21 protein-coding genes are annotated in these 26359 nt (G+C 72.7%); 11 read left to right on the forward strand and 10 right to left on the reverse strand.

Annotation, left to right across the window (positions count from 1 at the left end; all coding sequences use genetic code 11):
* Window positions 1-98 precede the first annotated feature (98 nt).
* Complete coding sequence (locus AWX74_RS20210) at window positions 99-845, forward strand: helix-turn-helix domain-containing protein (protein ID WP_242666330.1); 747 nt, start codon at window positions 99-101, stop codon at window positions 843-845.
* On the opposite strand, the gene AWX74_RS20215 is transcribed toward AWX74_RS20210, so the two are convergent.
* Together AWX74_RS20215 and AWX74_RS20220 are read right to left on the reverse strand one after the other, a co-directional pair.
* Window positions 819-2834 (reverse strand): ABC transporter ATP-binding protein, encoded by a 2016-nt coding sequence (locus AWX74_RS20215; protein ID WP_242666331.1) that lies wholly within the window; start codon window positions 2832-2834, stop codon window positions 819-821. The genes AWX74_RS20210 and AWX74_RS20215 overlap by 27 nt on opposite strands.
* A gap of 99 nt (window positions 2835-2933) precedes the next feature.
* Window positions 2934-5753 carry an alpha/beta fold hydrolase gene (locus AWX74_RS20220; RefSeq protein WP_091279168.1) on the reverse strand — a complete coding sequence of 940 codons (2820 nt, stop codon included), beginning with the start codon at window positions 5751-5753 and terminating at the stop codon, window positions 2934-2936.
* A gap of 204 nt (window positions 5754-5957) precedes the next feature.
* Between AWX74_RS20220 and AWX74_RS20225 the strand changes: the two genes are divergently transcribed.
* From AWX74_RS20225 to AWX74_RS20235, 3 genes are read left to right on the forward strand one after another with little or no spacing between them, the layout of a single operon-like run.
* Complete coding sequence (locus AWX74_RS20225; RefSeq protein ID WP_091279172.1) at window positions 5958-7058, forward strand: 3-dehydroquinate synthase family protein; 1101 nt, start codon at window positions 5958-5960, stop codon at window positions 7056-7058.
* A complete protein-coding gene (locus AWX74_RS20230) occupies window positions 7046-7972 on the forward strand; it encodes a shikimate dehydrogenase family protein (protein WP_091279175.1) in 927 nt (308 codons plus the stop codon). The genes AWX74_RS20225 and AWX74_RS20230 overlap by 13 nt, the downstream gene beginning before the upstream one ends.
* The gene (locus AWX74_RS20235) at window positions 7969-8994 is read left to right on the forward strand and encodes an ROK family protein (RefSeq protein ID WP_091279178.1); all 1026 of its coding nucleotides are present in this window, start codon (window positions 7969-7971) and stop codon (window positions 8992-8994) included. Before AWX74_RS20230 ends, AWX74_RS20235 begins: the two co-directional genes overlap by 4 nt.
* Before the next feature lie 299 nt (window positions 8995-9293).
* On the opposite strand, the gene AWX74_RS20240 is transcribed toward AWX74_RS20235, so the two are convergent.
* The 3 genes from AWX74_RS20240 to AWX74_RS20250 are packed head-to-tail and all read right to left on the reverse strand — an operon-like array spanning window position 9294 to window position 12321.
* Entirely contained in the window at window positions 9294-9944 is a 651-nt protein-coding gene (locus AWX74_RS20240) for an HAD-IA family hydrolase (protein ID WP_091279181.1), read from the reverse strand.
* Between the two features lie 44 nt (window positions 9945-9988).
* Window positions 9989-11158 (reverse strand): Gfo/Idh/MocA family protein, encoded by a 1170-nt coding sequence (locus AWX74_RS20245; RefSeq protein WP_091279185.1) that lies wholly within the window; start codon window positions 11156-11158, stop codon window positions 9989-9991.
* On the reverse strand, window positions 11155-12321 hold the full coding sequence (locus AWX74_RS20250) for a DegT/DnrJ/EryC1/StrS family aminotransferase (RefSeq protein ID WP_091279188.1): 1167 nt from the start codon (window positions 12319-12321) through the stop codon (window positions 11155-11157). The genes AWX74_RS20245 and AWX74_RS20250 overlap by 4 nt, the downstream gene beginning before the upstream one ends.
* Window positions 12322-12670: 349 nt before the next feature.
* Here AWX74_RS20250 and AWX74_RS20255 point away from each other — a divergent pair, with 349 nt between their 5' ends.
* Entirely contained in the window at window positions 12671-13108 is a 438-nt protein-coding gene (locus AWX74_RS20255) for a type II 3-dehydroquinate dehydratase (RefSeq protein WP_091279195.1), read from the forward strand.
* A gap of 554 nt (window positions 13109-13662) precedes the next feature.
* Window positions 13663-15657 carry a DUF6461 domain-containing protein gene (locus AWX74_RS20260; RefSeq protein WP_091279197.1) on the forward strand — a complete coding sequence of 665 codons (1995 nt, stop codon included), beginning with the start codon at window positions 13663-13665 and terminating at the stop codon, window positions 15655-15657.
* 188 nt (window positions 15658-15845) lie between these two features.
* On the opposite strand, the gene AWX74_RS20265 is transcribed toward AWX74_RS20260, so the two are convergent.
* On the reverse strand, window positions 15846-17606 hold the full coding sequence (locus AWX74_RS20265; protein ID WP_091279466.1) for an MFS transporter: 1761 nt from the start codon (window positions 17604-17606) through the stop codon (window positions 15846-15848).
* 5 nt (window positions 17607-17611) lie between these two features.
* A complete protein-coding gene (locus AWX74_RS20270) occupies window positions 17612-18082 on the reverse strand; it encodes a MarR family winged helix-turn-helix transcriptional regulator (protein WP_091279200.1) in 471 nt (156 codons plus the stop codon).
* 387 nt (window positions 18083-18469) lie between these two features.
* Between AWX74_RS20270 and AWX74_RS20275 the strand changes: the two genes are divergently transcribed.
* Window positions 18470-19144 carry an alpha/beta fold hydrolase gene (locus AWX74_RS20275; protein ID WP_091279203.1) on the forward strand — a complete coding sequence of 225 codons (675 nt, stop codon included), beginning with the start codon at window positions 18470-18472 and terminating at the stop codon, window positions 19142-19144.
* A 95-nt stretch (window positions 19145-19239) separates the two neighbouring features.
* Here AWX74_RS20275 and AWX74_RS20280 read toward each other — a convergent pair whose 3' ends face one another.
* Complete coding sequence (locus AWX74_RS20280; protein WP_193209863.1) at window positions 19240-19854, reverse strand: DoxX family protein; 615 nt, start codon at window positions 19852-19854, stop codon at window positions 19240-19242.
* Between the two features lie 172 nt (window positions 19855-20026).
* Between AWX74_RS20280 and AWX74_RS20285 the strand changes: the two genes are divergently transcribed.
* Window positions 20027-20938, forward strand: coding sequence for a L,D-transpeptidase family protein (locus tag AWX74_RS20285; protein WP_091279206.1), 912 nt, complete (start codon window positions 20027-20029; stop codon window positions 20936-20938).
* Between the two features lie 94 nt (window positions 20939-21032).
* Here the strand turns inward: AWX74_RS20285 and AWX74_RS20290 are convergent, their stop codons facing one another.
* Entirely contained in the window at window positions 21033-21398 is a 366-nt protein-coding gene (locus AWX74_RS20290; protein ID WP_091279209.1) for a nuclear transport factor 2 family protein, read from the reverse strand.
* A 255-nt stretch (window positions 21399-21653) separates the two neighbouring features.
* On the opposite strand from AWX74_RS20290, the gene AWX74_RS20295 reads away from it, so the two are divergent.
* Window positions 21654-22967: a DUF2252 domain-containing protein gene (locus tag AWX74_RS20295; RefSeq protein WP_091279213.1), complete on the forward strand. Its 1314-nt coding sequence runs from the start codon at window positions 21654-21656 to the stop codon at window positions 22965-22967.
* 8 nt (window positions 22968-22975) lie between these two features.
* Here the strand turns inward: AWX74_RS20295 and AWX74_RS20300 are convergent, their stop codons facing one another.
* Window positions 22976-24151, reverse strand: coding sequence for a helix-turn-helix transcriptional regulator (locus tag AWX74_RS20300; RefSeq protein ID WP_091279216.1), 1176 nt, complete (start codon window positions 24149-24151; stop codon window positions 22976-22978).
* Window positions 24152-24351: 200 nt separating this feature from the next.
* On the opposite strand from AWX74_RS20300, the gene AWX74_RS20305 reads away from it, so the two are divergent.
* Entirely contained in the window at window positions 24352-24708 is a 357-nt protein-coding gene (locus tag AWX74_RS20305) for a VOC family protein (protein WP_091279473.1), read from the forward strand.
* Between the two features lie 607 nt (window positions 24709-25315).
* Complete coding sequence (locus AWX74_RS20310) at window positions 25316-26080, forward strand: alpha/beta fold hydrolase (RefSeq protein ID WP_091279477.1); 765 nt, start codon at window positions 25316-25318, stop codon at window positions 26078-26080.
* Window positions 26081-26359 lie beyond the last annotated feature (279 nt).

Raw genomic sequence — 26359 nt, forward strand, 5'->3', positions numbered from 1 at the left:
CATCGTGATCCGCGCCACGTCGGCGGCCGAGGAACACCGCGCCGACCGCGCCGGGATCGCGGCCGCTTCGCGCACCTCGCCCGCGGGCAGAATGGGGTGTGCCCCCCGAGAGCCCGGACCCGGAACAGGAACAGGATGTGAACCTGGTCCTCGCCGCCGTGGGGCCACGCCTGCGCGCGCTGCGCAGGCAGCGAGGCCGGACACTCCCCGAGGTGTCCCGCAGCACCGGCATCTCGGTCAGCACGCTGTCGCGTCTGGAGTCCGGCCAGCGCCGGCTTACCTTGGAACTGCTGCTCCCGCTTGCCCGGGCCTACCAGACCCCGCTGGACGAACTGATCGGGTTTCGTCCCGGCGCCGACCCCCGGGTGCTGCCCCGGCCGGTCGAGCGGGCCGGGCTCTCCTTCGTCCCGCTGACCAGGCGACCCGGTGGGCTGCAGGCATTCAAGATGATCATTCCGGCGGGGTGGCCCGTCTGCGCGGAGGAGCCGCAGAGCCACGAAGGATACGAGTGGGTCTATGTGCTCGCCGGGCGGCTGCGGCTGACTCTGGGCAGCCAGACCGTGGTGCTGACGGCCGGTGAGGTGGCGGAGTTCGACACCCACCTCCCGCACGCTTTCAGCAATCCGGGGCCCGGCCCGGTGGAGGCGATCAGCATCTTCGGGCCCCAGGGCGAGCGCCTGCACGTCCGGGCCCGGCCGGCGAGAGCTTCCGCTGCCCGCGGCGAGCCGGCCCACAGCGCGCCAGCCCACGGCACGCCAGCCCACGGCACACCAGCCCCGGACAGGTCGGCCAGGCCAGACAGGCCAGCACAGGGCGAGTCAGCCGGCGCCGACCGCTCCATATAGCCGCGAGTAGGCGCCGCCGTCGGCGAGCAGCCCACCGTGGGTGCCTTCCTCGACGACCCGGCCGTGGTCCATGACGTAGATGCGGTCGGCGTCGCGGACCGTGGACAGACGGTGCGCGATCACCAGGCAGGTCCGGCCGATGGCAAGCCGGTCGAGCGCGGCCCGCACGGCCGCCTCGGAGACCGTGTCCAGCGCGGAGGTGGCCTCGTCGAGCACCAGCACCCGCGGTGCCTGAAGCAGCACCCGGGCGATGGCGAGCCGTTGCCGCTCCCCTCCGGAAAGCCGGTAGCCGCGGGCACCGACCCGGGTCGCGAGGCCCTCGGGAAGGCGGTCGAGCAGTGCCGAGAGATGCGCCGCGTCCAGTGCCTCGCGCAGCTCGTCATCGGTGGCGTCGAGCCTGCCGTAGCGCAGGTTGGCGGCGATGGTGTCATGGAACAGGTGCGGGTCCTGCGGGACGACGCCGACCAGCGCGTGCAGCTCGGCGGCGGGTATGTCGGCCAGATCCCGACCGCCGAGCCGGACGGTTCCGCGCTGGGGCCGGTGAATGCCGCTCGCGAGATAGGTGATGGTCGTCTTGCCGGCACCGCTCGCGCCGACGACGGCCGTGGTCGTGCCCGCCGCCGCCCGCAACGTGACACCCCGAAGGTTCCACGCCTCGTCCTCGGACGCCTGACCGGGCACAGCGCGGCCGGGAGCGGCGCCGTCGGGGTCCGGCGTCGCCAGGTCGTAGGAGAACCAGACGTCGTCCAGACTGAGGTCAAGGGCCTGGGCCCGCGTCCGCGGCCGCGCCGGCTCAGTCTGACGGGCGCCGACCCCGGCCACCGTTCCGGCCCGCGGCACCGCCCGGGCGGTGGGCGCTCCACCGACGGGAGGGCTGCCGGCGGGAAGGCTGCCCGTGTGAAGGCCGCCGTTGTGACTGCTGCCGTTGTGACTGCTGCCGGCGGGCTCGCCGTCGGTGGGGAGGTCGAGCAGGGCGAAGATCCGCCGGAAGGAGGCCCCGGCCGACGACAGCTCCGACTTCAGCTCGACCGCCGACGCCAGCGGCCCGAAGGAGACCAGCAGGGCACCGCCGAGAGCCGCGACGGTGCCGAGCGTGGTGCGTCCGGTCGACACCAGCCAGGCACCCAGCGCGACGACGACGATCATCGTCACGACGATGCCGAGGTTGACCACGAGCCGTACCCGGGAGGTCAGCCGGGCCTGCTCCCGGGCCGCCGCCAGCAGGGCCTCGCCAGCCTCCTCGAAGCGGGCGCACTCGTAGTCGGCCCGGTCGAACAGCCGGACGTGCAGGGCACCCGAGACGGACGAGGTGTCCGCCACCTGGGCCATCAGCTGGCCGTCGAGCTCACGCTGGCGCTGGGACAGCACCGCGAGACGCCGCCGGCCCGCCTTCATGATCAGCAAGGTGGCCGGGGCGAACACCATCACCGCGAGGCTGAGACGCCAGTCGAGCACGAACACGACGGTCAGGCCGACGGCGATGTCCGCCACCCGGCAGACGACCGCCTGCACGATCGCCGAGATCGCGTACTGCGCGGAGACCACATCGGTGGACATCACCGTCATGACCTCGCCCTGCTGGCTGCGCGGGAAGAAGCCGAACGGCAGGTGCTGCAGGCGTGCGTTGACAGCCTGCCGCATCCGCACCGTGATCACCGCGCCGAGCCTGGCGATCAGCGCCATCCGGGTCGCCAGTACCGCCGACTCGAACACCAGCAGCGCGCACAGCAGCAGCACCGGGGCGACCAGGTCCTCGATGCGGCCGGTGGGCAGGGACCGGTCGATCAGATGGCGCAGCAGGAACGGGCCCGCCGCGACCGCCACCGAGCCGATGACCGACAGACCGACCAGGGCGGTGACGACCCGGCCCTGGTCGGCGAAGAACGCCAGGCTCCGCGCGGCTTCCCCGGTGCCGGTCAGCCGCGCGACCACCTGGGCGTGCAGCCTGGTCACCCGGGTGGGCAGAACGGACCGTCGCGAAGGAAGCACGACGCCAGACACTATGCCGCCCACGCCGTCCCATCGCCGCCTCCCCCGGGCCCGGTCCACGGGCTCCCCCACCCAGCCCGGGCAGAGGCGGCGATCAGGTCAGGTCGGCGTCGGCGCGAGGCGGGCGTGCAGGTCCGCGGCGAGGGCCGCCGCGTGTGGCTCGTTGAGCATCGTGTGGTGCTCGCCGGGGACCGTGACGACGGTGGTGTCACCGGTCAGGTGGCGGCTCCATCCGTCCCGTGCCGTGTCGTTGTTGTCCTCGGCGAGGTAGAGCAGGGTGCGGCCGGCGTAGGGGCGCACCTGGTAGGAGCGGCTGACGACCCGGGCGTGGTCGAAGAACGCGTCGAACTGGGAAAGGCCGGGGAAGCGGACGAGACCGGTGAGCGGCAGACGGGCTGCCTTGCGGACCTTCGACACGCTGGGCAGCAGCCGCTTCCACAGCGCCGGGGAGCGATCGGGACTGCCGGTGCCGGGCACGGTGCCGACCACGGCGCCCCCTGGGGAGCGGGCACCGGAGCGGGCACCGGCCGCGGGCGCGTTGGCGTCGGCTGTGCCGGCAGCATCGGCGCCGGCCCCGCGTGCTGCCGGGGGCAGCCGGCTGTCGAGCAGCGCCAGCAGGGCGACCTCGGCCCCGGCGTCCGTGAGCAGGTGGGCCATCTCCAGCGCGACGAGGCCACCGAAGGAGAATCCGACGAGATGGTAGGGCCCGTCGGGCTGGACCAGCCGGAGCACCTCGAGGTGGCGGCGGGCATGACGCTCGACGCTCCAGTCGGGGAACGCCCGGTTCTCCAGGCCCTGGGCCTGAAAGCCGTAGACCCGGCGGCCGGCACCGAGACGGCGGGCGAGCGCGACGAAGTTGATGGCGAGGCCTCCGGCACCCGCGACGCAGAACAACGGCGGCCCGGACCCCTCGGTGCTCAGCGGGACACAGGTCGGATGGGTGGGCAGCGCCCGGTGGGCCGCCGCGACCCGCGCGGCCAGGGCCTCGACGGTGGGTGCCTGCGCCAGGGTGGAGGTCGGCAGGCGCACTCCCAGCCGGGCCGAGATGTCGCTCAGCAGCTGCTGGGCCAGCAGCGAGTCACCGCCGAGCTCGACGAAGTCGTCGTCGAGACCGACGTCGTCAACCTTGAGGGTCTGCGCGAACAGGTCGCGCACGGCGATCTCCCAATGGCTGCGGTCGGTTGGCGCGCGGCCCGGCGCCCGCGGTGGCGGCTCAGGCAGCGACGTCCGGTCGATCTTGCCTCGCTCGTTGCGGGGCAGCTCGTTGAGCAGCACCACCGAGGCGGGCACCATGTAGGCGGGCAGCTTCTCCCGCAGCAGGCCGCGGACCATGACCGCGGCTGCCTTGACCGTGCCGGCGCACACCACGTAGGCGACCAGCCGCGGGGGCTGGTCCGCCGGGTGCTGCGCCACGACCACGGCCTCCACGATGTCCGGCGAGGTCAGCAGCGCGGCTTCGATCTCGGCCGGCTCGACCAGGTAGCCGCGGATCTTCACCGCGGTGTCGGCGCGGCCCAGCAGCTCGATGCACCCGTCGGGACGTCGCCGCGCGAGATCACCGGCCCGGTAGGTGACCATCGGCCCGGCCGCGCCGGAATCGAGATCGCCGCGGGCGGGACGGAAACGGTCGGCGGTCATCCCGGCCGCGTTCCAGTAGCCGCCGGAAAGGTAGCGGGAGGTGACCGACATCTGCCCGGTGGCGCCGTCGGGCAGCGATTCACCGGCCTCGTCGACGATGTCGACGTCCTTGCCGTCGACGGCCCATCCCGCCGGCAGCGGCCCGGTGGGAATCTCGTCATCGGACCGCACCGGAAAGAACGCCAGGGACGCGGTCTCCGTCGAGCCGGACCAGTTGTAGAACGTGCACGTCGCGGGCAGATGCGCGCGCAGCGCGGCCACCTCGCGGCCGTAGACGGCCTCGCCGGAACTGGTCACCGCGCGCAGGCTGCCCAGGACGCACCCGGGCTCCGTGGCGCCGGTCAGGGCCCGGATGAGTGACGGGGTGAGATGCAGGGTGGTGATTCCGCGGTCGAGCAGCCATCCGGGCAGCGCCGCGATCCCCCGGGTGCGCGGGTCGAGCGCGTGCAGGGTGGCGCCGACCAGCAGCCCCCAGAACATGACGGTGATGCCGGCCGCGAACGCGACCGGCAGGACCAGGGCGACCTGGTCCGTGGCGTTCATGCCGACCACGTCGATCCCGGCGCGCAGTTCGTGCAGCACCGTCTGGTTCCGCCAGACGACCCCTTTGGGGACACCGGTGGACCCGGAGCTGAAAACGACGAAGGCCGGATCCGCGGGCAGTGCGAACCACCCCGGCAGCGGATCCTCCGACACCGCCCCCGGTTCCGCCTCGGGATCTGCCCCCGAATCCGCCGCCGAGTCGCCCGCGGCGGGATCCGGGCCGGACGCAGCTCCCCGCTCGCAGACGGATCCGGCGGTGTCGAGGAGCACGGCCTGGACCGGTCCGGCCGCGGCAAGAAGACCCTGGTGCCGGGTGTCGGTCAGGCAGGTGGTGACGCCGGCGAGCTCGAGGATCTGCCCGAGCCGCGCCGGCGGCAGCACCGGGTCCAGCGGGACGAACGGCCGGCCGGCCTTCAGTACACCGAGCATCGCGACCGTCGCGGGAACACCCTGCTCCAGCAGGATGCCGACCGGGCTCGCGACGCCATCCACGCCATCCACACCGTTGACGCCTTTGACGCCGTTGACGCCATCCATGCGGCCACCGGAGCCGACCAGCAGCCGGGCCAGCGCGGACGAGCGCCAGTCCAGGTCGGCATAGGTCAACGCGGTCGCGTCATCACATATCGCAGGCACATCCGTACGGGCCGCGACGATTCGCGAGAATCGGGCCACGATCGACGGGTAGGGCGCCTCGAGACCGGCTGCCGGGATGACCAAGGGCTGCGTGCCCACCATTTCTCAGCTTCCCCGCCCATCTGCTCTGTTCACGGCCATTCGAAGCATCGCCGATCGTACGACCCGGATACATCCACGCTCACCCACTGGTGCCACCATCGACGCACCTGTGCGGCCCTTTCGTGAATATTCGCGGTGGCCGGCCGGGACCTGTCAGATCCAGGACAGTCCGCATCTGGACGACCGAGCGTCGGGAGGACGACCATGACGGAACCGCCCATGACCCACCGGGTCTGGGTTGACCTGGGTGAGCGCGGATATCCGGTCGAGATCGGCCCCGGTGTCCGGCGGCTTCTGCCGGACGTCGTGGGTCGGATCGGAGCGGCGCGGGTCGCGGTCGTTTCGGCCCGTCCCGACCTTGACGCGGTTCCCGATCCCGGGGTACCGGCATTGCGGATCACCGCACGGGACGGCGAACACGGAAAGACCCTCGCCAATGTCCAGGAACTCTGCGAAGGATTCGCTTCCTTCGGTCTTACCCGCTCAGATGCTGTGGTCTCCTGCGGCGGCGGCACGACCACCGATGTCGTGGGCCTCGCGGCTGCCCTTTACCACCGCGGAATCGCGGTGATCCACCTGCCGACGTCGTTGCTGGCGCAGGTCGACGCGAGTGTCGGCGGCAAGACGGCGGTGAACCTGCCCGCCGGCAAGAACCTGGTGGGTGCCTACTGGCAGCCGAGCGCGGTGCTGTGCGACACCGACCACCTGCGCACGCTGCCCGCCCGGGAATGGACCAACGGCTACGGTGAGATCGCGCGGGCCCACTTCATCGGCGCGGGCGACCTGCGCGGACTGCCGGTCGCGGAGCAGATCGCCCGCAGCGTGGCGCTCAAGGCCTCGATCGTCGCCCGCGACGAACGCGACGGCGGGCTGCGCCACATCCTCAACTACGGGCACACGCTCGGACACGCGCTGGAGATCGTCACCGGCTTCGAGATGCGGCACGGCGAGGGCGTCGCCGTCGGGACGGTCTTCGCCGGCCGGCTGGCCGCCGCGCTCGGCCTGATCGACGAGGCGCGCGCCGCCGAGCACCTGGACGTGGTGGCGCACTACGGGCTCCCGACGGCGCTGCCAGCGGATGTCGACATCGCCGATCTCGTCGCGGCCATGCGGCGCGACAAGAAGTCGACCAACACGGGCCTGACCTTCGTCCTGGACTCGCCGGAGGGGCCCCAACTGGTTCCCGACGTCCCGCCGGACGTGGTGGTCAGCACCCTGGAGGCGATGGACCGCGACGGGGACCGGGACAGGCACGGGGTCAGGGACAGGGACCGCGACGGGGAGAGCGAACGATGCACGGCGTGACGACCCAGCCCGCCCCCGTGGACCAGCCTGCCCCCGCGGCCCAGCCTGCCCCCGCGGCCCAGCCCGCCCACACACCTGCGGCCGACCGGCTCCCGCGGACGATCACCGGCGCGACCCGGCTGTTCGTCGTCGTCGGTGACCCGGTCGCCCAGGTCCAGGCACCGATGCTGATGAACCCCGTCTTCGCCGAGGTGGGCCTGGACGCCGTCCTCGTCCCGGTGCACGCCCGGCCGGAGGACTTTCCCGCCGTGCTGGCCGGGCTGCGTGCGATGGCCAACCTGGACGGCATCCTGATCACGATTCCGCACAAGGTGGCCGCGGCGGCGCTGGCGGACCTGCGCTCCCCCGCGGCCGCGATCAGCGGCAGCGCCAACGTGCTGCGGCGCGAGCCCGACGGGCGGTGGCTCGCCGACAACTTCGACGGCTCCGGGTTCGTCCGGGGCCTGCGGCGGGCGGGGCACCGCGTCGCGGGCGCGAACGTGCGCCTGATCGGTGCGGGCGGGGCCGGCAGCGCCATCGCCGTCGCGCTGCTCGAAGCCGGCTGCGCCGGCCTGGCCGTCGTCGACCCCGACCGGGCCCGGCTCGCCGAGCTGCTCGGCCGGCTCGAGCCGCACTGGCCCGGTCAGGTCACCGCGGCACCACCCGAAGGGCCGGGCGCGCCGGGCACCGCGAGCACGATCGATCTGATCGTGAACGCCACACCGCTGGGCCTGCGCCCGCAGGACCCGCTGCCGTTCGACCCGACGACGCTGCCAGCGGGCTGTGTCGTGGCGGACATCATCATGAAGCCGGCCCGGACCCGGCTGCTGCAGGCGGCGGACGAACGCGGCCTGCCGACCCATCCGGGCATCCACATGCTGGCGGAGCAGGTCGACCTCTACCGGGCCTTCTTCGACCTGCCCGATGCCCGGTGACCGGCCGGCTTGGCATCGACGTCGGTGGCACCAAGGTGGCTCTGCGGCTCGAGGTCGCCGGGCAGCCCCCGCGCGAGACGGTGTTGCGCTGGGCGGCCGGGGCCACCGCCGAAGCGGACCTGCGTGCCCTGGGCGAGGCGGTCACCGGGCTGTGCGCCGGATGGGGCGAGCCGGTCGGCGCGGTCGGCGCGATCGGCGTGGCGATGCCGGCAACAGTCGATCATGAAGGGCGGGTCACGGCCTGGCCGAGCCGGCCGTCCTGGACCGGCCTGGACCTCGGGCCGGCTCTGCGGAACCTCGTTCCCGGCGCGGCGGTGGCCCTCGCCGACGACGGCGATCTCGCCGCGCTGGCCGAGGCGGAGCACGCGGGCGCCGCGAACCTGGTCTACCTCGGGGTCGGCACGGGCATCGGCGGCGGTCTCGTGCTGGACGGGCGCCTGTGCCCCGGGCCGGCCCGGGGCTCCTGCGAGATCGGGCATCTGATCATCGCCCTGGACGGACCGCTGTGCCGATGCGGACGCCGCGGCTGCCTGCAGGCCATCGCCTCCGGACCCGCCACGCTGCGTCGTGCCGGTGACCTGCGCGCGGGCAACCGGCGCCCGACCACCAGCACCAGCACCAGCACCGCCACCGGAACCAGCACCAGCACCAGCACCGGCACCGCAGCCTCCGACGCCGCGGACGCCGCGGACGCCGCGGACGCCGACGTGGACTATCCGGAGCTGCGGGAGGCCTGGGGAGCGGGTTCGGACTGGGCCCGTACCGCGGTCGGGATGACCGCGGCGGCGCTGGCAGCCGCGGTGGCCGGTCTGACCGAGCTGGTGCGGCCCGACCTCGCGGTCATCGGCGGCGGCTTCGCCGACGGGCTGGCGGGATTCGTCGACGAGGTCGCCGCCCGGACCCGGGCCCTGTCCCGGCCCGGTCACCCCCCGGTACCGGTCCAGGCCGCCCAGCTGGGCGGCCTGTCGTCGCTGGCGGGCGCGTTGCTGCTGGCCCGCACCCTGGACCCGACGTCCGGCTGACGGGTCGGCCACGCCGGCCGACGTCCCACCCGGGCGTGAGGGCCGCGAACCAGCGATGCATCCGGGGCCACCGACAGTGGCCTGGATGTCTGTGTACCTACCGCGCGGCGACCCATCGGGGATCCCGCGCCGCCACGCAGCACCGGCAGTTCGTACGAATAGGGGCGAACAGCGCTTGACCGTCCGCAAGAAGTGAGGATCCCGGTTGTTTGAGCAGCCAAAATCCTCCCTTCCTGCTCGGCCGCGGCGGGCGCGGCGTCAGAGGCCGCGCCGCGGAGTGCGGGCGGGGGCTGTGGGCCTCAGGCGGGCTGGAAGGGCCGCGCCGTGAGCAGGCCGAGTAGCTGCGCCGGGGTGTGGGTCACCCAGTCCGGGGCTGCCGCCAACAGTTCGTCCTGGTCGGTTTCTCCCCACATCGCGGCGATGGCACGGACCCCGGCGGCTCGGGCGCTGCGGATGTCGGTGACGGCGTCGCCGACCATCACGGCCTGCGTCGGTGCGACGTCCAGGGTGTGGAGGGCGAGCTCGACGATGTCGGGTGCCGGTTTGGGGTGGGCGACCTCGTCGGAACCGATGACCCGCACGAAGCAGTCGAGGATGCCGAGCTGGGCGAGCAGGTCACGGGCCCGGGGGCCGGCCTTGCCCGTCGCGACGGCGAGGCGTGTCCCGCGGTCGAGCAGGCCGGTGAGCAGTTCGCGGACGCCGTCGAAGAGCACGACCTGGGGTGAGAGCCGGTAGCTTTCCCGGACGAAGGGGCCTTCCATCTCCAGGGGCAGCCCCATGATCTCCATGATGTCGGGGAAGTAGCGGCCGAGGTGCCGGTTGTACTCCTCGAACGGGGCCGGGCCCGGGCCGACGACCTCGGCGTAGGCGAGGGTGAAGGCCTGCCGCATGACGGCGTGGCTGTCGACGATCACGCCGTCGAGGTCGAAGACGACAGCTTGGATGTCCATGGGTGCCTTTCCAGGCGTGGGCAGGGTGGTGGCCGTCCGGAGGGTCACGGCGTGACGGCGAGCCGGCCCGTGACGGCGGCCCGTTCCCGTGCGGCCGGCTGCCCGGACACGGCGGATCGCCCGGCGCAGTGGTAGATCCGTTCGATGGCGGCGATCGTCGACCGGGCCTGCGTCAGCGCGAGACCGTGTCGGTCCGGGTCGCGTAGCAGTCCGGGGAGCTCGTCGAGCTGGCGGCGGTACTCGGTGCCGACCGGTTCGGTGGCGACGTCCACCGGGGTCGTGGTGCCGGCCCGGGTCCAGGACAGCGACGACGCGGGGCGGCGGTTCGGGCTGAACCCGAACGTGCAGTGCAGCTCGGCGGACCCGGCGCTGCCCTCGACCCGGATCACCGTGGCGTCGAGGGGTTCGTGCGACGCCCAGCTCGCCCGCAGGCTCACCGACACCCCGTCGGCGCTGACGAGGAACGCGCGGGCGGTGTCCTCGACATCGCCACCGGAACGGGTGGCCGCGGAGCCGGGATGACGCCACGCGGCGCTCCAGGCGGCGTCCGCGACGAAGTCACTGGAGATCGTTCCGACCGCCTCGACGAACCCTCCCGGCCCGGCCAGGGGCACGACCGCGTCCAGCAGGTGCCAGCCGAGGTCGACCAGCGCCCCGCCACCGGCCAGGTCACGCCGGGTGAACCAGCCCCCCGCGTCGGGAACCCCGTGCGCACGCACCCAGGACACGTCGACATGGCGGATCGTCCCGAGCTGCCCGGCCAGCGTGTACAGCGCCCGCAGGTCGGCGCGCAGGCAGGCGGCGCTCCCGGCGAGCAGCACCGCGCCACCGGCCCGTTCGGCCACGGCGAGCCGGTCCGCCTCGGCGGTGCTCAGGCAGACCGGTTTCTCCACGAACACGGAGATCCCGGCCTCGAGCAGCCCCGCGGCGATCGGGCAGTGCAGATGGTTGGGCACCGCGACGACGGCGAGATCGACGTCGTGCCGGCTCAGCTGGTCGGGATGAGCGAACACCCCGACCGGCCCGGTGCTGTCGAGTTCGGCGCGGATGACCGGGTCGGGATCGACCAGCGCGACCACCTCGTATCCGGGGTGCTCCCGCAGCCGGGGCAGCCAGATCGACCGGCCCGCCCAACCGAGCCCGACCACCGCCACCCGCACACGCCCGGCCTCGGCTCCGCGCTCGTGTTCTGGTTCGGGGGACGTCGGGCTCACGCGGCGGCCAGGGCCTGCGCCAGGATCTCCGCGATGGCGTGCATCTGCTCCTCGGTCCCGAGCAGCGTGCGGTGGTGCAGCCAGATGCCGTCGGCGCCGATCGCCTCCACGTTCGGGCACCGCCCGGCGATCTGATCGACGGTCTCCTCCGGCGCCCCGGTCTCCCAGAAACCGGCGGACCGGTAGATCGCGCGGAACGCGGCGAACGCGGGCAGCCCACGCTCCACCAGGTCATCCACCAGCGCGTTACGTCGATCCTCGTCGAACCCGGGCAGCCGGAACATCGCCATGTAGTGCGGATTACGATCACAACGCGGATCCCGGCCCTGCGGGACAACCCCGGGGATCTGCGCGAGCAGACCGGCGAGAAGCGGCCAGCGCTGCTCACGGGTGTCGATCTGCCCCCCGAGCCGGGCGAGCTGCGCCCGCAGCACCGACGCGGAGAACTCGTTCATCCGGAAGTTCGACCCCGACGTCTGGTGCAGGTACCGACGGTCCGTCCGCGGCCGGCCGCAGCTGTGACGCAGGAACGCCTGCTCGAACTGGTCCGCGTCGCAGAACGTCACCGCGCCGCCCTCACCGGCGGTCATCAGCTTGCCGTTCTGGAAGCTGAACGCCGCGATACCACCATGCTCGCCGACCCGGCGGCCCTGCCAGCTCGCCCCGTGCGCGTGCGCGGCGTCCTGGATCAGCGGCACACCACTGTTCGCGGAGATCTTGCCGAGCGCGTCCATGTCACAGAAATGACCAGCCATATGCACCGGCATGATCGCCCTGGTACGGGAGGTGATCGCGGCCTCCACCGCGGCCGGGTCCAGGCAGTACGTGTCGAGATCGACATCGACGGGCACCGCGACCGCACCGAGCCGCTGCGCCGCCTGCGACGACGAGATGAACGTGAAACCAGGCACGATCACCTCGGTGCCCGGACCGACCCCGAGCACCTGCAACGCCAGCTCCAGAGCATGCGTGCCGTTCGTGACCGCCAACGCGTACGGCGCACCGTGGTACTCGGCGAACTCCCGCTCGAACGCGTCGACCTCACCACCGCCCATCCGCCACCACTGGCCCTGATCAAGCGCACGGACCAGCCCAGCACGCTCCGCGTCATCGAACTGCGGCCAGACCGGGAAGTCAGGAGCCGTCCGTGGGCTGTCGCTCATCGAGCCACCTCTTGTTGATGTGTACGGATGGATACCGGTCGGCGGTGCTGTCAGCGGCCCTGCCTGCCACGTCGACGCCCGCGATCAGGGCGGCACGATACAGGGCAATTCTTCCGGAACGTCAGACAACCAGTCCGAACTACCGGGCAACAGGAATGTTGCCGCGAAAGCCGACCACTGGCGCTGTCGCGATGTCGACACGGCCGGCCGCCAACACCAAGGCGCTTGCGGAGGTGGTCAGAACGGGGTAGAAGCGGTATCGCCCAGGCTCAGGTCCGGAACCGGCGGAAGCGCGTCCTGTTATAAACACCGTGCCCGGACCACGTGCCACACACCTGTAGAGGTCATCGTGAGCAGTCTTCTTCTCCTGAACGGCCCGAACCTGGGGATTCTGGGCCGGCGCCAGCCCGAGATCTACGGGACGGCCACCCTGGCCGACATCGAGGCCGCCGTCAGCGCACGGGTGGCCGACCGGGGCTGGAAGGTCGTCTCGATCCAGCGCGAGTCCGAGGGCGAGCTGATCCACGCCATCCAGGACAACTACGACTCGGTCGGCGCGATCGTGAACCCAGGTGCGCTGATGGTCGCCGGCTGGAGCCTGCGGGACGCGCTCGCCAGCTACCCACGGCCGTGGATCGAGGTCCACCTGTCGAACGTGTGGGCACGGGAGGCGTTCCGCCACGAATCAGTGATCTCCCCGCTGGCCGCGGGGGTCATCGCCGGGCTCGGCCCACTCGGCTACGAGCTGGCCGCCGACGCCCTGCTGCGGCTCGCCCCGGAGTCCTGAGAACGGGCGTCCCAGGATCCGGCCCGCACAGCGCCGGCGCCCCGAGAACCCGCGTTCCGCGCACCCACGGTGCGCAGGCCTGCCGCGGCGCAGGCCTGGCGGAACGCAGGCTGGCGGGACGCAGACCTGCGCCGCCGGCGGCGGTCACCCGATGGTGTCGCGGGCCCGGGTCGGCGGAGAAACGTCCGGAGGATCAACCCGGCACCGGGACACCACGCGGAGACGGGCACAGCGGGCCAGATCGCCGACCTCCGGTCCGGCGCGACGGCCGGAAAGACCGGTGCCGGACCGGGCGGTCGACCAGCCCAGGGCGGGCACCGGACCGACCCGGCGCCGGCACCGGGCCAGGACAGGCGCCCAGATCAACCGGCCGCCGGCCGGCCCGCCGGCGGCGGCCGGCCCAGCGCCGCGGGCCCGGCCGCGACCGCCTGCGTCAGAATTCGTGCGCGCACCGCAAACGCACCAACATCGGCACGAATGTGTGTTGCCGGATCGTCACGCTCAGGAAGTACGGATCGCGCCGAAATGAGACGGCCGCCAGTAAAGTTTCGTGAGTGTTTCGACCGGACCTGGAAAGCCGTCAGATTTCCCTGCCCGAGCCCACCGTCGAGCTCCCGGCGGACCTCCTGGATCCGCTCGCGAACGTCATCGCGGATGTTTTTCCCCAGCTGGTGGCACGGATTCCGCCCACGCCCGCGGCCGAGCTCGGTCGGATCGGCGCGGCGGAGCGGCCCACGGACCGCCCCGGAGCCCCGGTTCTCACCGCGCTGCGCTCGGTCGGACCACGCCTGCCCGAACGCCTGCTCGGTGCCCTTGAGCTGGTGGTCGACGAGATTCCGCTGCACGCCCCGCGCGGCCTGACCGCGGCGCTGGCGGGTGCTCCAGCACGGCCCGCAACCGCGGCGGCCACCCGGGCACTGACTCCCGCGGACGAGCCCGAGGCGGTCACCGCCGTCGCGCAGCTCGACCGGATCAGTCCCGGTGCCTGTGCGCTCATCCACTCCTACCTGCACCGCCTGCTCGACCATCCGGAGATCGCCCCACTGCTGGTCGTGGACGACCGCGTGTTCGACGTCGACGACGCGGCGGACTGCGCGGGCGACCGGTTCGGCGCCGCCCGCGACAGCGCCCGCAACAGCGCCCGCGACGACGACGATGAGGTCGGGCTGGCCGGCGACGAGGCGACCGACGGGCCCGCCGACGAGGCGACCCTCGCCGCCCGCCACGGAGCCGCCCACCTCGCGCTCGCGGTGGCCGTCGCCACCGCCGTCCTGCGCGAGCTGGCCCCGCCGTCGCTGGGTGCCGAGGCCCCGGTCGTCGTCGGCACCGCGGTCGGCTGCGCCGTGCTGGTGCTGCGGGGACGTCCCATGCCGGACGCCTACCCGGCGGCGCTGCTCATGCGCCGGCGCGCGGACTACCGGCTGCCCCGCCAGGTGATCGGCTGCGTGCACGTCGAGGGCCACACCTTCGGCCTCGTCGAGGACATCGTCGAGCCCGCAGCCGAGCCCGCGGCCAAGGCCGCCGTGGAGGACGCGGGCCGCGCGGTGCCGGCGCCGGACTTCCATCGCAACGGGCTCGTGGACGTCGTCGCCGGAGGGGCCCGCGTGCGCACCGGTGTGGGCACGGGCCGGGTGAACGTGTCCCTGCGGGTGCTGGCCGCGCCGCCCGGGACGCCCACGCCCGCCGAGGCCGCTGCCTGGGACGAGATCGTCGAGGTCAGCTGGACGGCCGGCGCCGGCGCCGCGTCGGTGGTGGGGGCCGTGACCAGCCGGGCGGCGGCACCGCCGGACGCGCGTTCCCTGTTCCACCAGACACCGCCCTGGCCCGGGGACTACCGCCTGCGCGTCTGCGCCCGCGGCCGGGACGGTGCCGGCGAGGACGAGACGTACGAGCTGGCGCTGTGGGGCGCACCCGCCGCGCCAGAAGTCGTCCACCAGCGCGGTGACCAGCTGGGCCACCGGCTGCGCGGCGAGGAGCTCCCGCCGGTCACCTCCCAGCCGGAGACCAGGTACCGGTGGGTACGCCGGCGCAGCGAGTTCCGCGAGGCCGCCACGTTCACCGTGGTCGTCGGAGCGACGCCGCAGGATGTCGTGCGCTACTTCGACGCCGACCCCGACGCCCCGTGCTCGCTGGCGCGGCTGCGCGCCGAGGGGCGCACCGACCCGTACCTGCTCGTCCTTCCGCTCGCGGGCGCCGACAGCGGCGCGGTGCTCGCCGTGGAGGCGAACGGCCTGCAGGGCTCACGGCACGCGGTGCTGTCCTCGGTGTCCCGCCAGGGCCTGGCCGCGAGCATGTTCTGGAACATCAACGCGCTCACCCGGCTGTCACTGGCTCAGGGCGGCGAGGTACTGGCCGCGTTCGAGCCCGGCCCGGACGCCGTTCCCGACGCCGTCCTCCCGCTCCTGCGCGACCTCGACCTGACCGGAGCGACCGACCGGGTCGCCAAGGGGCTCGTCGTCGTGGAACGGTTCACCGGCCACGAGATCCGCCCGGAGCAGGTACAGCAGATGATCGACAACGACGTGGCCTATCTGATCAACCAGCCCTGAGCCGTTCGGAACCTGGGCCGTTCGGGATCTGGGCCGTTTGGGATCAGTAGAGCCCGTCGCAGAATCCCGAGCCTCGGGCTCGGGCTGCCGCCGCCGCTGCTCAGTAAGAAGTGAGGATTTCGGCTGCTGCAGCAACCGAGATCCTCACTTCTTGCGGATTACCAAGCGACTCCGCACCCCGTTTGCCCCTATTGTCCGACCTGCGTCTCTCGGGCCGGCACCGGGCCGCCCGCCTCTGCACCTGCGGTGGCGACCGCGCCGGGCTGGGGCTGGGGCTGATGGGCGCCGCGCAGCACCGACGCCACCGCGGCGATCAGCCCGAGCGCCGCGGACACGCCGAACACGACCACCAGGCCGTCCTGGAACGGGGCGGAGATCAGGTGCGGGAAGAACTCCCGCCCGGTGATCGTCGCCTGGTGCTCGGGAGCGAGCAGGTCCAGCGAGCCGGTTCCGGCCAGCAGATGCTCCACCGGATTCAGGCCGAGCACGGCAGCGAACAGGGACGCGACCGGCGGCAGCGCACCGACCTGCTGCGCGACGTCCGCGGGCACCCCCTCGGCGCTCAGCCCCGAGGAGAAGGCACCGGGCAGGCTGCCCGCGAGCCCGGCGATCATCAGGGAGAAGAAGACACCGATCGACAGCGCGCTGCCGGCGTTCTGGAAGGTCGTGCGCATGCCCGAGCCAACGCCCCGCACGGCCGCCGGGACGCTGCTCATGATGGACGCCGAGTTCGGCGCGGCGAACATCCCGGAACCGACGCCGATGGCGGCGATCAGCAGGGCGAACGTCCAGTAGGTGAAGTCGACCGGCAGCAGCATCAGCCCGACGTAGCCGCCGACGGTCACCAGCGCACCGGACGTCGACAGCCCACGGGCCCCGAAACGGTCGGACAGGAAGCCCGACAGCGGACCGGCGACGAGGATTCCCGCTGTCAGCGGGAGCAGGTAGATGCCGGCCCACAACGGCGTGTCCTCGAAGTCGTAGCCGTGCAGCGGCAGCCAGATGCCCTGCAGCCAGATGATCAGGACGAACTGCAGGCCGCCGCGGGCGATCGACACCGCGAGCCCGGCGATGTTGCCCGCGGTGAACGCCCGCAGCCGGAACAGCGCGAGCTCGAACATCGGCGCGGTGAACCGTCTCTCGATCGCGACGAACGCGACGAGCAGCGCGGTGCCGCCGATCAGCATCGCGAGCACCGTGGGTTTCGTCCAGCCCATGGTGTGCCCGCGGTAGGGCTGCAGCCCCTCGGTGACGGCTATCAGGATCGCGCCGAGGCCGACGGCGAAGGTGATGTTGCCCCACCAGTCGAACGGCGCCCGCTCCGGCTGTTCCCGGCGGGCCGGCTCCCGCAGCTTGAGGTAGGCCCAGATGGTGCCGAAGACCCCGACGGGAACGTTCACCCAGAAGACGGCCCGCCAGTCCCAGACGGCGAGGACGCCGCCGGCGACCAGGCCGATGAACTGCCCGGCGATCGCCGCGACCTGGTTGATGCCGAGCGCGAGGCCACGCTGGTCGGCGGGGAAGACGTCGGTGAGGATCGCCGCCGAGTTCGCCGCCAGCATGGAGCCGCCGATCGCCTGCAGCACCCGCCAGCCGATCAGCCACATCGCCGCCGACCCGCCGCGCAGCGGGTCGAAGGACAACAGGATGGAGGCGACGGTGAAGACCACGAAGCCGGCGTTGTAGATCCTGACCCGGCCGAACATGTCGCCGAGCCGGCCCAGCGGCACCACGAGCACGGCCTGCACCAGCCGGTAGCCCATGATCATCCAGAGCAGGTAGCTGACGTTGCCCGGGGCGAGCGGATCCAGATCGATGCCCAGGAAGATCGGCGGCAGCGCGATGAGGATGATCGACCCGTCCAACGCGGCCATGAACACCGCCGCGGTGGTGTTCGCCAGAACGACCCACTTGTACCGGGGGCCGCCCGGAGCGCTGGAAGCCGCCAGCGCCCTCACAGGGTGTGTGCCAGTCGCTCCAGCAGGGGCGCCGCGGCTTTCAGGCAGGCCAGCTCGGCATCGCTGAAACCGTCGGTGAGCGCCCGCGCGAGCTGCTCGATGCGAGCGTTGCGCCGCTCCAGCAGCGCGTCGCGACCCGCATCCGCAAGCGACAGGATGACCCGCCGCCCGTCACCCGGATCGGGCCTCCGCTCGATGAGGCCGCGTACCTCCAGACCGCTCAGGATCGCTCCCATCGACTGTGGGCTGATCGCCTCCTGCTTCGCGAGTGCCGCGGCCGTCGCCGGCCCGCCACGCTCCAGGCGGACGAGAGCCGCCGTCTCCCCCGCCGTCAGCTCGCCGACCGGCCGCGTGATCCGTAGCCTGCGCACCAGCAGGCTGAGGCTCAGCCGGAGCTCGGAGGCAGTCTGGAGCACCTCGGCAGCGGCGGCATCCGCGCCGGAACCCGATCTGTCGCCGTCAGCCATATTGCCAGTATGAACTTATAAGTTCCGACTGACTAGCGGTTGGCCTCAGCAGTCCGTCGGGACGTCACCGAGGTTGATGTCGCCTCCGGCGCACGAACGCGGCCGGACCTCCGAGCGCCCGGCGCCCCGGTAGCCCGGCGGCCCGGCGGCCCGCGGCCCGGTTTGGCGAGTCGCAAGAGTGAACGATTCTGGTCGTTGCGACGACCAGAATCCTTCTTTCTTGCGGGCCGCCAGGCGGCCCTGCGCCCGCTTTTTATCCCTTTTGAGATGAACTGCCGGCGCTGCGCGGCGGTGCGAGATCCTCGGTGGGTGGCCGTACGGGTACGCCCGTGCCGATCGGGATGGATCGGGAGCGCCTGCCAGCAGCCTCGGCATACGGTGCGAAGCATGTCTGACAACCCACCGGTCGTCCTGGTCCACGGCCTCGGCTCGTCGAGCGAGCACGGCTGGCGCGGCGCCGGCTGGATCGACATGCTGCAGGAGGCAGGCCGCGAGGTTCTCCTCGTCGACCTGCCGGGGCATGGCACCTCCCGCCGAGACACCGACCCGGAGTCCTACGCGGACGCCGCCGCCGAGATCGCCGAGGCCTTCGCCCGCCGCGGTCCCGTCGACGCGGTCGGTTTCTCCGCCGGTGCGCACCTGCTGCTGGAGTCGGCGGTGCGCGGGCTCGCGTCCTTCAACCGGCTGGCCCTGATCGGGCTCGGCCCGCGCATGCTGGAGTTCCGTCCCGAGCAGGGCCGTGCCTTCACCCCGGACGCCTCGGACGGCACCGACGTCCTGGCCCGGGTGATCAAGGGGCTCGCCCGCCGCGCCGGCAACGACACCGACGCCGTGCTCGCGTTCGCCCGCCGGCCGACCGCACCGCTGACCGCCGCCGGCCTGGCCACGGTCGCCTGCGAGGTGCTGGTCGTCATCGGCGAGCGGGACACCGCCGGATCCCCGGACGAGTTCGCCGCCCTGTTCCCGAAGGCCACCGGACGGACCATCGACGGCGCCGACCACTACTCCGTACAGGCCCACCCCCGGGCGATGAGCGCCGTCTTCGACTTCCTCGGCGTCTGAGTCCGGACGCCGGGTGGCGCCGCCGAGGATGCGGAGCAAGCCGACTCGCCGTCGTCCGACCGCTGGCCACACCGGCGCGAAGAGGCGGCACAGCGTCAGCTGACCGCCAGGACGATGGCGGCGCCTAGGCCTCCGAGGCCGACGGCGAACGCCATCTCGGGCAGCCCACCGTCGCGCCGCCGGAAGAAGCGGTCAAACGCGAGCCGCCCCGCGCCGATCGCCGCGACCGCGGTCGCGACCACCGCGATGCACAGCGGATACTCCATGCCGCCGTTGGTCTCCCACAGCCCGTGCGGCACGGTCACGATCATCGCATTGATCATCACACCGATCACGGCCGCCGCCGCCAACGGGGTCAGCAGGCCCGCGGCCAGGCCGAGACCACCGAGGAACTCGCCCGCACCGGCCATTCCGGCGAAGAACGTGCCGGGGTGGTAGCCGAGCTGGGCGAACCCTCTGCCGGTCGCGCTGAGCCCCTCGCCGCCGAACAGGCCGAAGAGCTTCTGTGCGCCATGCCCGGCGAGCAGCAGGCCGAAGGTCAACCGAAGGAGCAGCAGCCCGAGGTCAGCGGCGGACACCGCCGCGGGCCGCGCGATGCGGCCGGTCCCAGGGGGTGCGCCCGGGGTCACCGTTCGAGCCGGGACAGCGGCCGGGGCCGAGGTGGCGGGTGGTGGACGGTGGGGCGTCCGGTGCCGCTCGAGAAGCTTCATGTCGAGACCTCGATTCTTCAGGCACACATGGCGATGCTCCGGTCACTGGGATGTTGCCCCTGGACCGGGGCGGTACCACCGCACCGCGTGGCACACCCGGTGGGACGGGCACCACCTGGCTGTTCGGCTGCCCGGGAAGCCCGTCTGTGAATAAATCTCGGACATGTCTGCCATGTGCAGGTCCCGTGTCACCCGCTCGTTGATCGTCCTGCCTGCGCTGGTCGGGATGGCGCTGGTGGGGGCCTGCGGATCGGACAGTCCAGCGGCCACCGGCCCGGCACCGTCGCCGTCGGCGCCCGTGTCGACGACGACGGCCCCGGCGCCGGCGACGCCGAGCGGCCTGAGCGGCCCGGCCTCCCCCGCGGGCACCCCGAGCGCGTCGGCGACCGCAGGGGCGACACCGACGGCGTCCCCGGCGCCCACGGCGTCCCCGACGGCGACCTCGGCCGGGACGACGCCGTCACCAGCGCCGACGCCGACCGGCCCGCCGATCCTGCGGCCCGGCGCGACCGGCCCGGAGATCCTGGAGCTGCAGCGGCAGCTGATGGCGGCCGGCTACTGGCTGGGCACCCCGGACGGCACGTTCGGCCTGCTCACCCAGCAGGCGGTGCTCGCCGTGCAGAAGACCGCCGGCATCGGGCTGGACGGGCTGGTCGGGCCGGCCACCCGAGCCGCGATCGCCCGCGGCACGCGGCCGGACGCACGCAGCACGCAGGGCTTCGTCCTGGAGGTCGACAAGGGCCGGCAGCTGCTGAAGATCGTGCGGGACGGACACGTCGAGACCACGCTCAACACCTCGACCGGCACCGAGCAGATCTACTACCACGACGGCGTCCAGTACCTGGCCGACACCCCGCCCGGCACCTGGCGGATGTTCCGCCAGGTCAACGGGGTCGACCACGGCAGCCTCGGCGACCTCTACCGGCCGAAGTACTTCCACGCCGACGGCATCGCCATCCACGGGTACGCCTCGGTCCCGGCCCGGGCCGCCTCGCACGGCTGCGTCCGGGTGACCAACGCCGCGATGGACTGGCTGTGGTCGTCGGGCAACGCCGAGATCGGCACCACCGTCCTGGTCTACTGACGGCCGGTCCGCTGACGGCCGGTCCGCTGACGGCCGGTCCGCTGACGGCCGGAGGCGGCGGGCCGTGCCAGATCGTGGTCGCGCGACCTGCCGCTCAGGTGGACAGGCAGGTGTAGTGGGCGACGACCTTGGCGATCAGGCCGTCGGCGTCGACGAACAGGACGTCGGCGACGAGCCGGCCACCTACACCCCGCATGTAGATCAGGATGCTGTCGAGGCCGCGCATGACGTCGACGATCTCGAACCGCAGGTCGGGGTTCGCGGCGAGGGCGGTCTCGAAATAGGTGCGTGCCTCGCCCCGGCCCCGCACCAGGTTGCTGCCGACGAGCTTCTCGGCGAGCGGGGAGACGAATTCGACGTCCGCGCTGTACAGGGCGAGGATCCGGTCGAGATCACGCGTGTTCCAGACCGCGATGTGGTGCTCGGCGAACTCGACTGCGCTCTTCTCCGTCCACGGCATGCCGGCAGTCTCTCCTCTTTCGTGCCGCGGCGGTCCGCGGTGCGGCGGTCCGCGGTGCGGCGGTCCACGGTGCGCGTCCGGCGATCTCGGCGGAGGTGTCGGGTGGGGCGCGGGTCACGGCGGGTCCCGGGCCAGCGCACGTGCCGGCGGGCGCTGGCATGCTGGGACGGGCGACGCGCGGCCACCACGCGCGGCCCACGCCGGAAGTCGCGCGACGACGCGATGACGCGATCACGTGAGAGGGAGCCACAGCGCATGACGACGTCCGCTGCCGGTGCCGACCGTGCCCAGGTGATCGGGGACGTGTTCGGGGCGGCCTTCGGTGAGCTGATGGCCGCGGAGCCCGGTGCCTTCCGCCGCAAGTTCCGGAAGATGGCAGCCTCGCCGTTCGCCTTCTACCGGGGTTCGGCCGCGCTGTTCTACACCGATATCAACGGCCTGGACGACCCTTTCCTGAACGAGCGGACGAGCCGGGTCTGGATTCACGGTGATCTGCATGCGGAGAACTTCGGCACCTACATGAGCAGCAACGGCGTGCTCGTGTTCAACGTCAACGACTTCGACGAGGCGTACGTCGGGCCGTTCACCTGGGACCTGCGCCGCCTGGTGGCGAGCCTCGCCCTGCTCGGCCGGGCGAAGGCGCTCAGCGACGCCGTCATCACCGACCTGGTCGAGGCGTGCGTCGGCGCCTACCAGGAGAAGATCCGCGTCCTCGCCGAGGGCGGCTCGTCCGCAGACCTGCTGACCCGGACGTCCACCGAGGGTGTGGTGCACGCCTTCCTGCAGACCGCGCGGCGCGCCACCCGGGTCGCCCTGCTCGACGAGCTGACCGTGGTCGAGAACTACGACCGCCGTTTCGCCCACGTCGACGGCGTCAGCGCGGTGGACGACGAGACACGCGCGAAGGTCATCGCCGCCTTCGACCGCTACCTGGCGACGGTGCCGCCGGGCCGGCGCACGCGCCCGGTGGAGCTGACGGTGAAGGATGTCGTGCTGCGGCGCGGGGTGGGTATCGGCAGTGCCGGGCTGCCGTCCTACAGCATCCTCGTCGAGGGACACACCGAGGCACTGGACAACGACGTAGTCCTGTACATGAAGCAGGCGCAGAGCCCGGCGGTGAGCAGGTTCGTCCCCGACGAACGGATCGCCGGCTACTTCCACCACCAGGGGCACCGCACCGCGGTGTCACAGCGGGCGCTGCAGGCCGACAGCGACTCCTGGCTGGGCTACTCCGAGCTGGACGGGATCGGCCAGCTCGTCGCCGAGGTCTCCCCGTACGCCCAGGACCTCGACTGGTCCGAGGTCAACGAGCGCGACGAGATGCTGGGCCTGGTCGCCGACCTCGGCCGGTCGACCGCCCGGATGCACGCGGTCGCCGACGACGAGAGCGACCACGACCTGGTGAGCTTCTCCACCGAGGACGCCATCCACGAGGCGATCTCGGCGGACCCGAAGGGGTTCACCCTCGCCATGGTCGAGTTCGCCCACGACTACGGAGCCCAGGTCCACCGCGACCACGCCCTGTTCGTCGACATGTTCCGCAACGGCCAGCTCATCGACGTCGACTGAGCCTGCCGTCAGCACCATGGCGTCGCGACGACCGGGCTCCGGCCCTCCCATGGCCTGGCGGCGTAGAGGGCCGTGAGGTCCGCCGCGGCCGCGGCCATCGCCTCGCGCAGCTCCGGCGGGTCCAGGACCTCCACCTCGGCGCCGAGGACGAGCAGGTCACCACGGGCGTGCCGGATCGACTCGATCGGCAGCCGCGCGCGGACCCATCCGTCTACGTCCGGCTCCTGCGCCGTGCTCCGCAGGGACCTCACCACCGCGGGTGCGAGCCGGAAAGGTGCCATCCGCAGTCCTTCCGGGGAGAGCCGCACCGTGGCCGTCGCCCGGTAGACACTCGCCTCGTAACGGGCCGTCCACCCGGCCCAGTAGTCCGCGAGATCGAAATCATCCGGACGAGGGAAGGTGCCCGGCAGCGTCTCCAGGTGGTGAATCTTCCCGACCCGGTAGACCCGGACGCCATCCCCCGCATCCGCGGCAGGCTCGGCCGCGGCGGCGGCCCCGGCAGGCTCGGCCCCGTCCTCGGCCTCGACCTTGGCCGCCGCCGCCGCGGTCGCGGTCGCGGTCGCGGTCGCGGTCGCGGTCGCGGTCGCGGTCGCGGTCGCGGTCGCGGTCGCGGTCGCGGTCGCGGCGACCAGGTACCAGGTACCGCTCTTGAGGACGACGCCGAGCGGCCTTACGTCCCGCACCACCCCCTGGGGGGAGCGCCAGCGCAGGTAGGTGAGCCGCAGCGGGCGGCACTCCCAGACCGCCCCGGCCACCTCGGCCAGGTGCGGCACGGGTTCGACGTCCCGGAACCAGCCCGGCGCGTCGAGGTGGAACAGGCGGCGGGCGTGCTGCGCCCGCCGCCGGTTGCCGGACGGGAGCGCGGCGAGCAGTTTGCGTTCGACGGCGGCCGCGCCCGGGCCGAAGCCGAGCGCCTCGGCGGCCGCGGGGAGCCCGGCCAGCGGCAGCGAGTCCGACTCGCCGGCGGTCAGGCCTGTCAGGCTGGTGCGATAGCCGCCCAGCAGCCGGTAGCCGCCGGCCGACCCGCGCTCGGCCACCACCGGGAAGCCGGCCCCGGCGAGCGACTCCACATCCCGGTAGACGGTGCGGACCGACACCGCCAGCTCGTCGGCGATCTCCCGGGCTGTCAGCCGCCCCCGTGCCTGCAGCAGGAGCAGGACCGAGAGCAGGCGATCGGCGCGCACCGGCCCATCATCCGCCGCGATACCTGACAGAGGAAGTCAGGTATCGCGGTCAGGATGGGACCGCAGCGGTGCTCCCGGTGGCGGCCCCGGTGCGTTCCGACACTGTCGAGAAGACGAGAAGAGAGGCGAGACCCTTGAGCGAAGAGCCTGGACCGGTGGGGACAGCGACGACGTCCGCTGGCGTGAGCTGGGCGGGGCTGATGCTGGACTGCCCCGACGCGAAGGCCCTGGCGGAGTTCTACGGCGAGCTGACAGGCTGGGGCGTCGCCGGCGCCGACGAGGCGGGCGCGTGGGCCTATCTGACGCCTCCGGGCACCGAAGTGATGATCGGCTTCCAGCGGGTGGAGGGCTACCAGCCGCCCCGGTGGCCGGACCAGTCCGCCCCGCAGCAGTTCCATCTCGACTTCCGGGTCACGGACCTGGCGGCTTCGCTTGAGCTGGCCGAGAAGCTCGGCGCGACGCAGGCCGAGTTCCAGCCGGGCGGGGAACGCTGGCGGGTGCTGCTCGACCCGGTCGGCCACCCGTTCTGCCTCTGCCCCCCGGCGCCTTCGGCCTGACCCCGAGCCCCACTGCCGCTGGCCACTGCCGCTGGCCACTGCCGCTGGCCGCTGGCCGCTGCTCCAGAGCAAGAAGGGAGGATTATGGCTGCGACAGCAACCGAAATCCTCCCTTCTTGCGGCTTATCAAGCGACTCCGCGTTCCCTTTGTCGCTATTGGCGTTGATTGCGCGCGCAGCGCCGTGACGCGGGATCCCCGGCGGTCGACGTGCGGCGGGTGGGCACGGACCACCAGGTCAGGTTTCGGTGGCCTGGGCTCCCGCCACTCCTTGGGGATCTTGCGACGCACTCCGGAACGACGAAGATCGCCCGCCCTTTCCTTTGTTTCCCATGCGCCGTGCCCCCTGTGTTTCCCGGGCCCCGCGCCCCGGGGCCTCGCCAGGCCCGAACCGGGCCCGAACCGGGCCCGAACGGACCGACGCGCCCGCGCGAACGGCTAACGTCCACGATGAAACGGTCGGGTCGGGAATCGGATCGGGAATCGGATCGGGTCGGGAATCGGGTCGGGCTGCCGCGGCGGCGCTCGGAGCGGATACGGGGGATGTGGGTGTCGGTACAGGCAGCGGGACCACGGGCCGGGGCGGCTCGGGCAACGGCTGCGCGCACGGTGACGGTCGGCGTCGACGGCGCGTCCAACGAGGTGATCGTGGTCGGGGACGGGGAGCCCGTGGTCCTGGTCGCGCATGCCTGGGGTGCGTCGGCGCGGGTCATGCTGCCGACCGCGCTGGGCCTGCCCGGGACGAAGGTCGTCGTCAACTTCCGCGGCTACGGCGGCTCGTCGCCGCGGCCCAACGGCTGGACGTACCCGGAGCTCGCCGACGAGCTGGCCGCTGTCGCCGCCAAGTTCGGGGCGACGGCCGCCCTCGGGCAGAGCATGGGCGCGGGCGCACTGCTGGCGCTGGCCGCCCGGGAGCCGGGCCTGTTCACGACGCTGGCGCTGCTGCTGCCACCGGCGCTGGACGAACCGATCCCGCCGGACGTCCTGGAGATCTTCCGGCGGATCCACCTCGCCCGGCACGGCGGTGACGAGGACGAGCTGCGCGCCGAGATCGCCACCTCCATGACCTCGCAGCTGCACGGAGTGCGGGGCTTCGACGTGTACCTGCGCGCCTACGCGCTGATGCTGACCGCATGCTCACCGCCGACGGAGCTGCCGGGGAACGCCCCGCTCGCCGGCCGCGCGGCGCTGGCCCGGGTGGGCGCGCGGGCGCTGGTCGTCGGGCAGGACGGCGATCTCATCCACCGCACCGAGGTCGTGGGCGAGGTCGCGGCTGCCCTCCCGCGCGCCCGGACGCACGTCTTCCCGGCGACCGCGCCGATGTGGAGCGACCGCCGAGGCCTGCGCGCTCTGCTGACCGCGCACTTCGGCTGACCGCGCACTTCGGCTGACCGCGCATTTCGCCACCGGGGACCGCTGACACCAGCCCCGGCTGCCTTCGCCGGCTGCTCTCCCACCGCAGCGAGGTCTGCCGGCCTGGGGCTGGATGTACCGATGTGGCCGCCGTCGGCCAGGTTCCGCAGGCCCCAAAGGGCACCGTGTAGGGTCTTGTGTCAGGTCGAGGGGCGCTGCAACGGACGGGTTCCGCAACGGGCCAAGGTCCGCCACGCTCGGCTGGAACCTCTCCGTAAGGGCGCCTCCCCCACAGGGAGG

The sequence above is a fragment of the Parafrankia irregularis genome, from assembly GCF_001536285.1.
Taxonomy (GTDB): Bacteria; Actinomycetota; Actinomycetes; order Frankiales; family Frankiaceae; genus Parafrankia; species Parafrankia irregularis.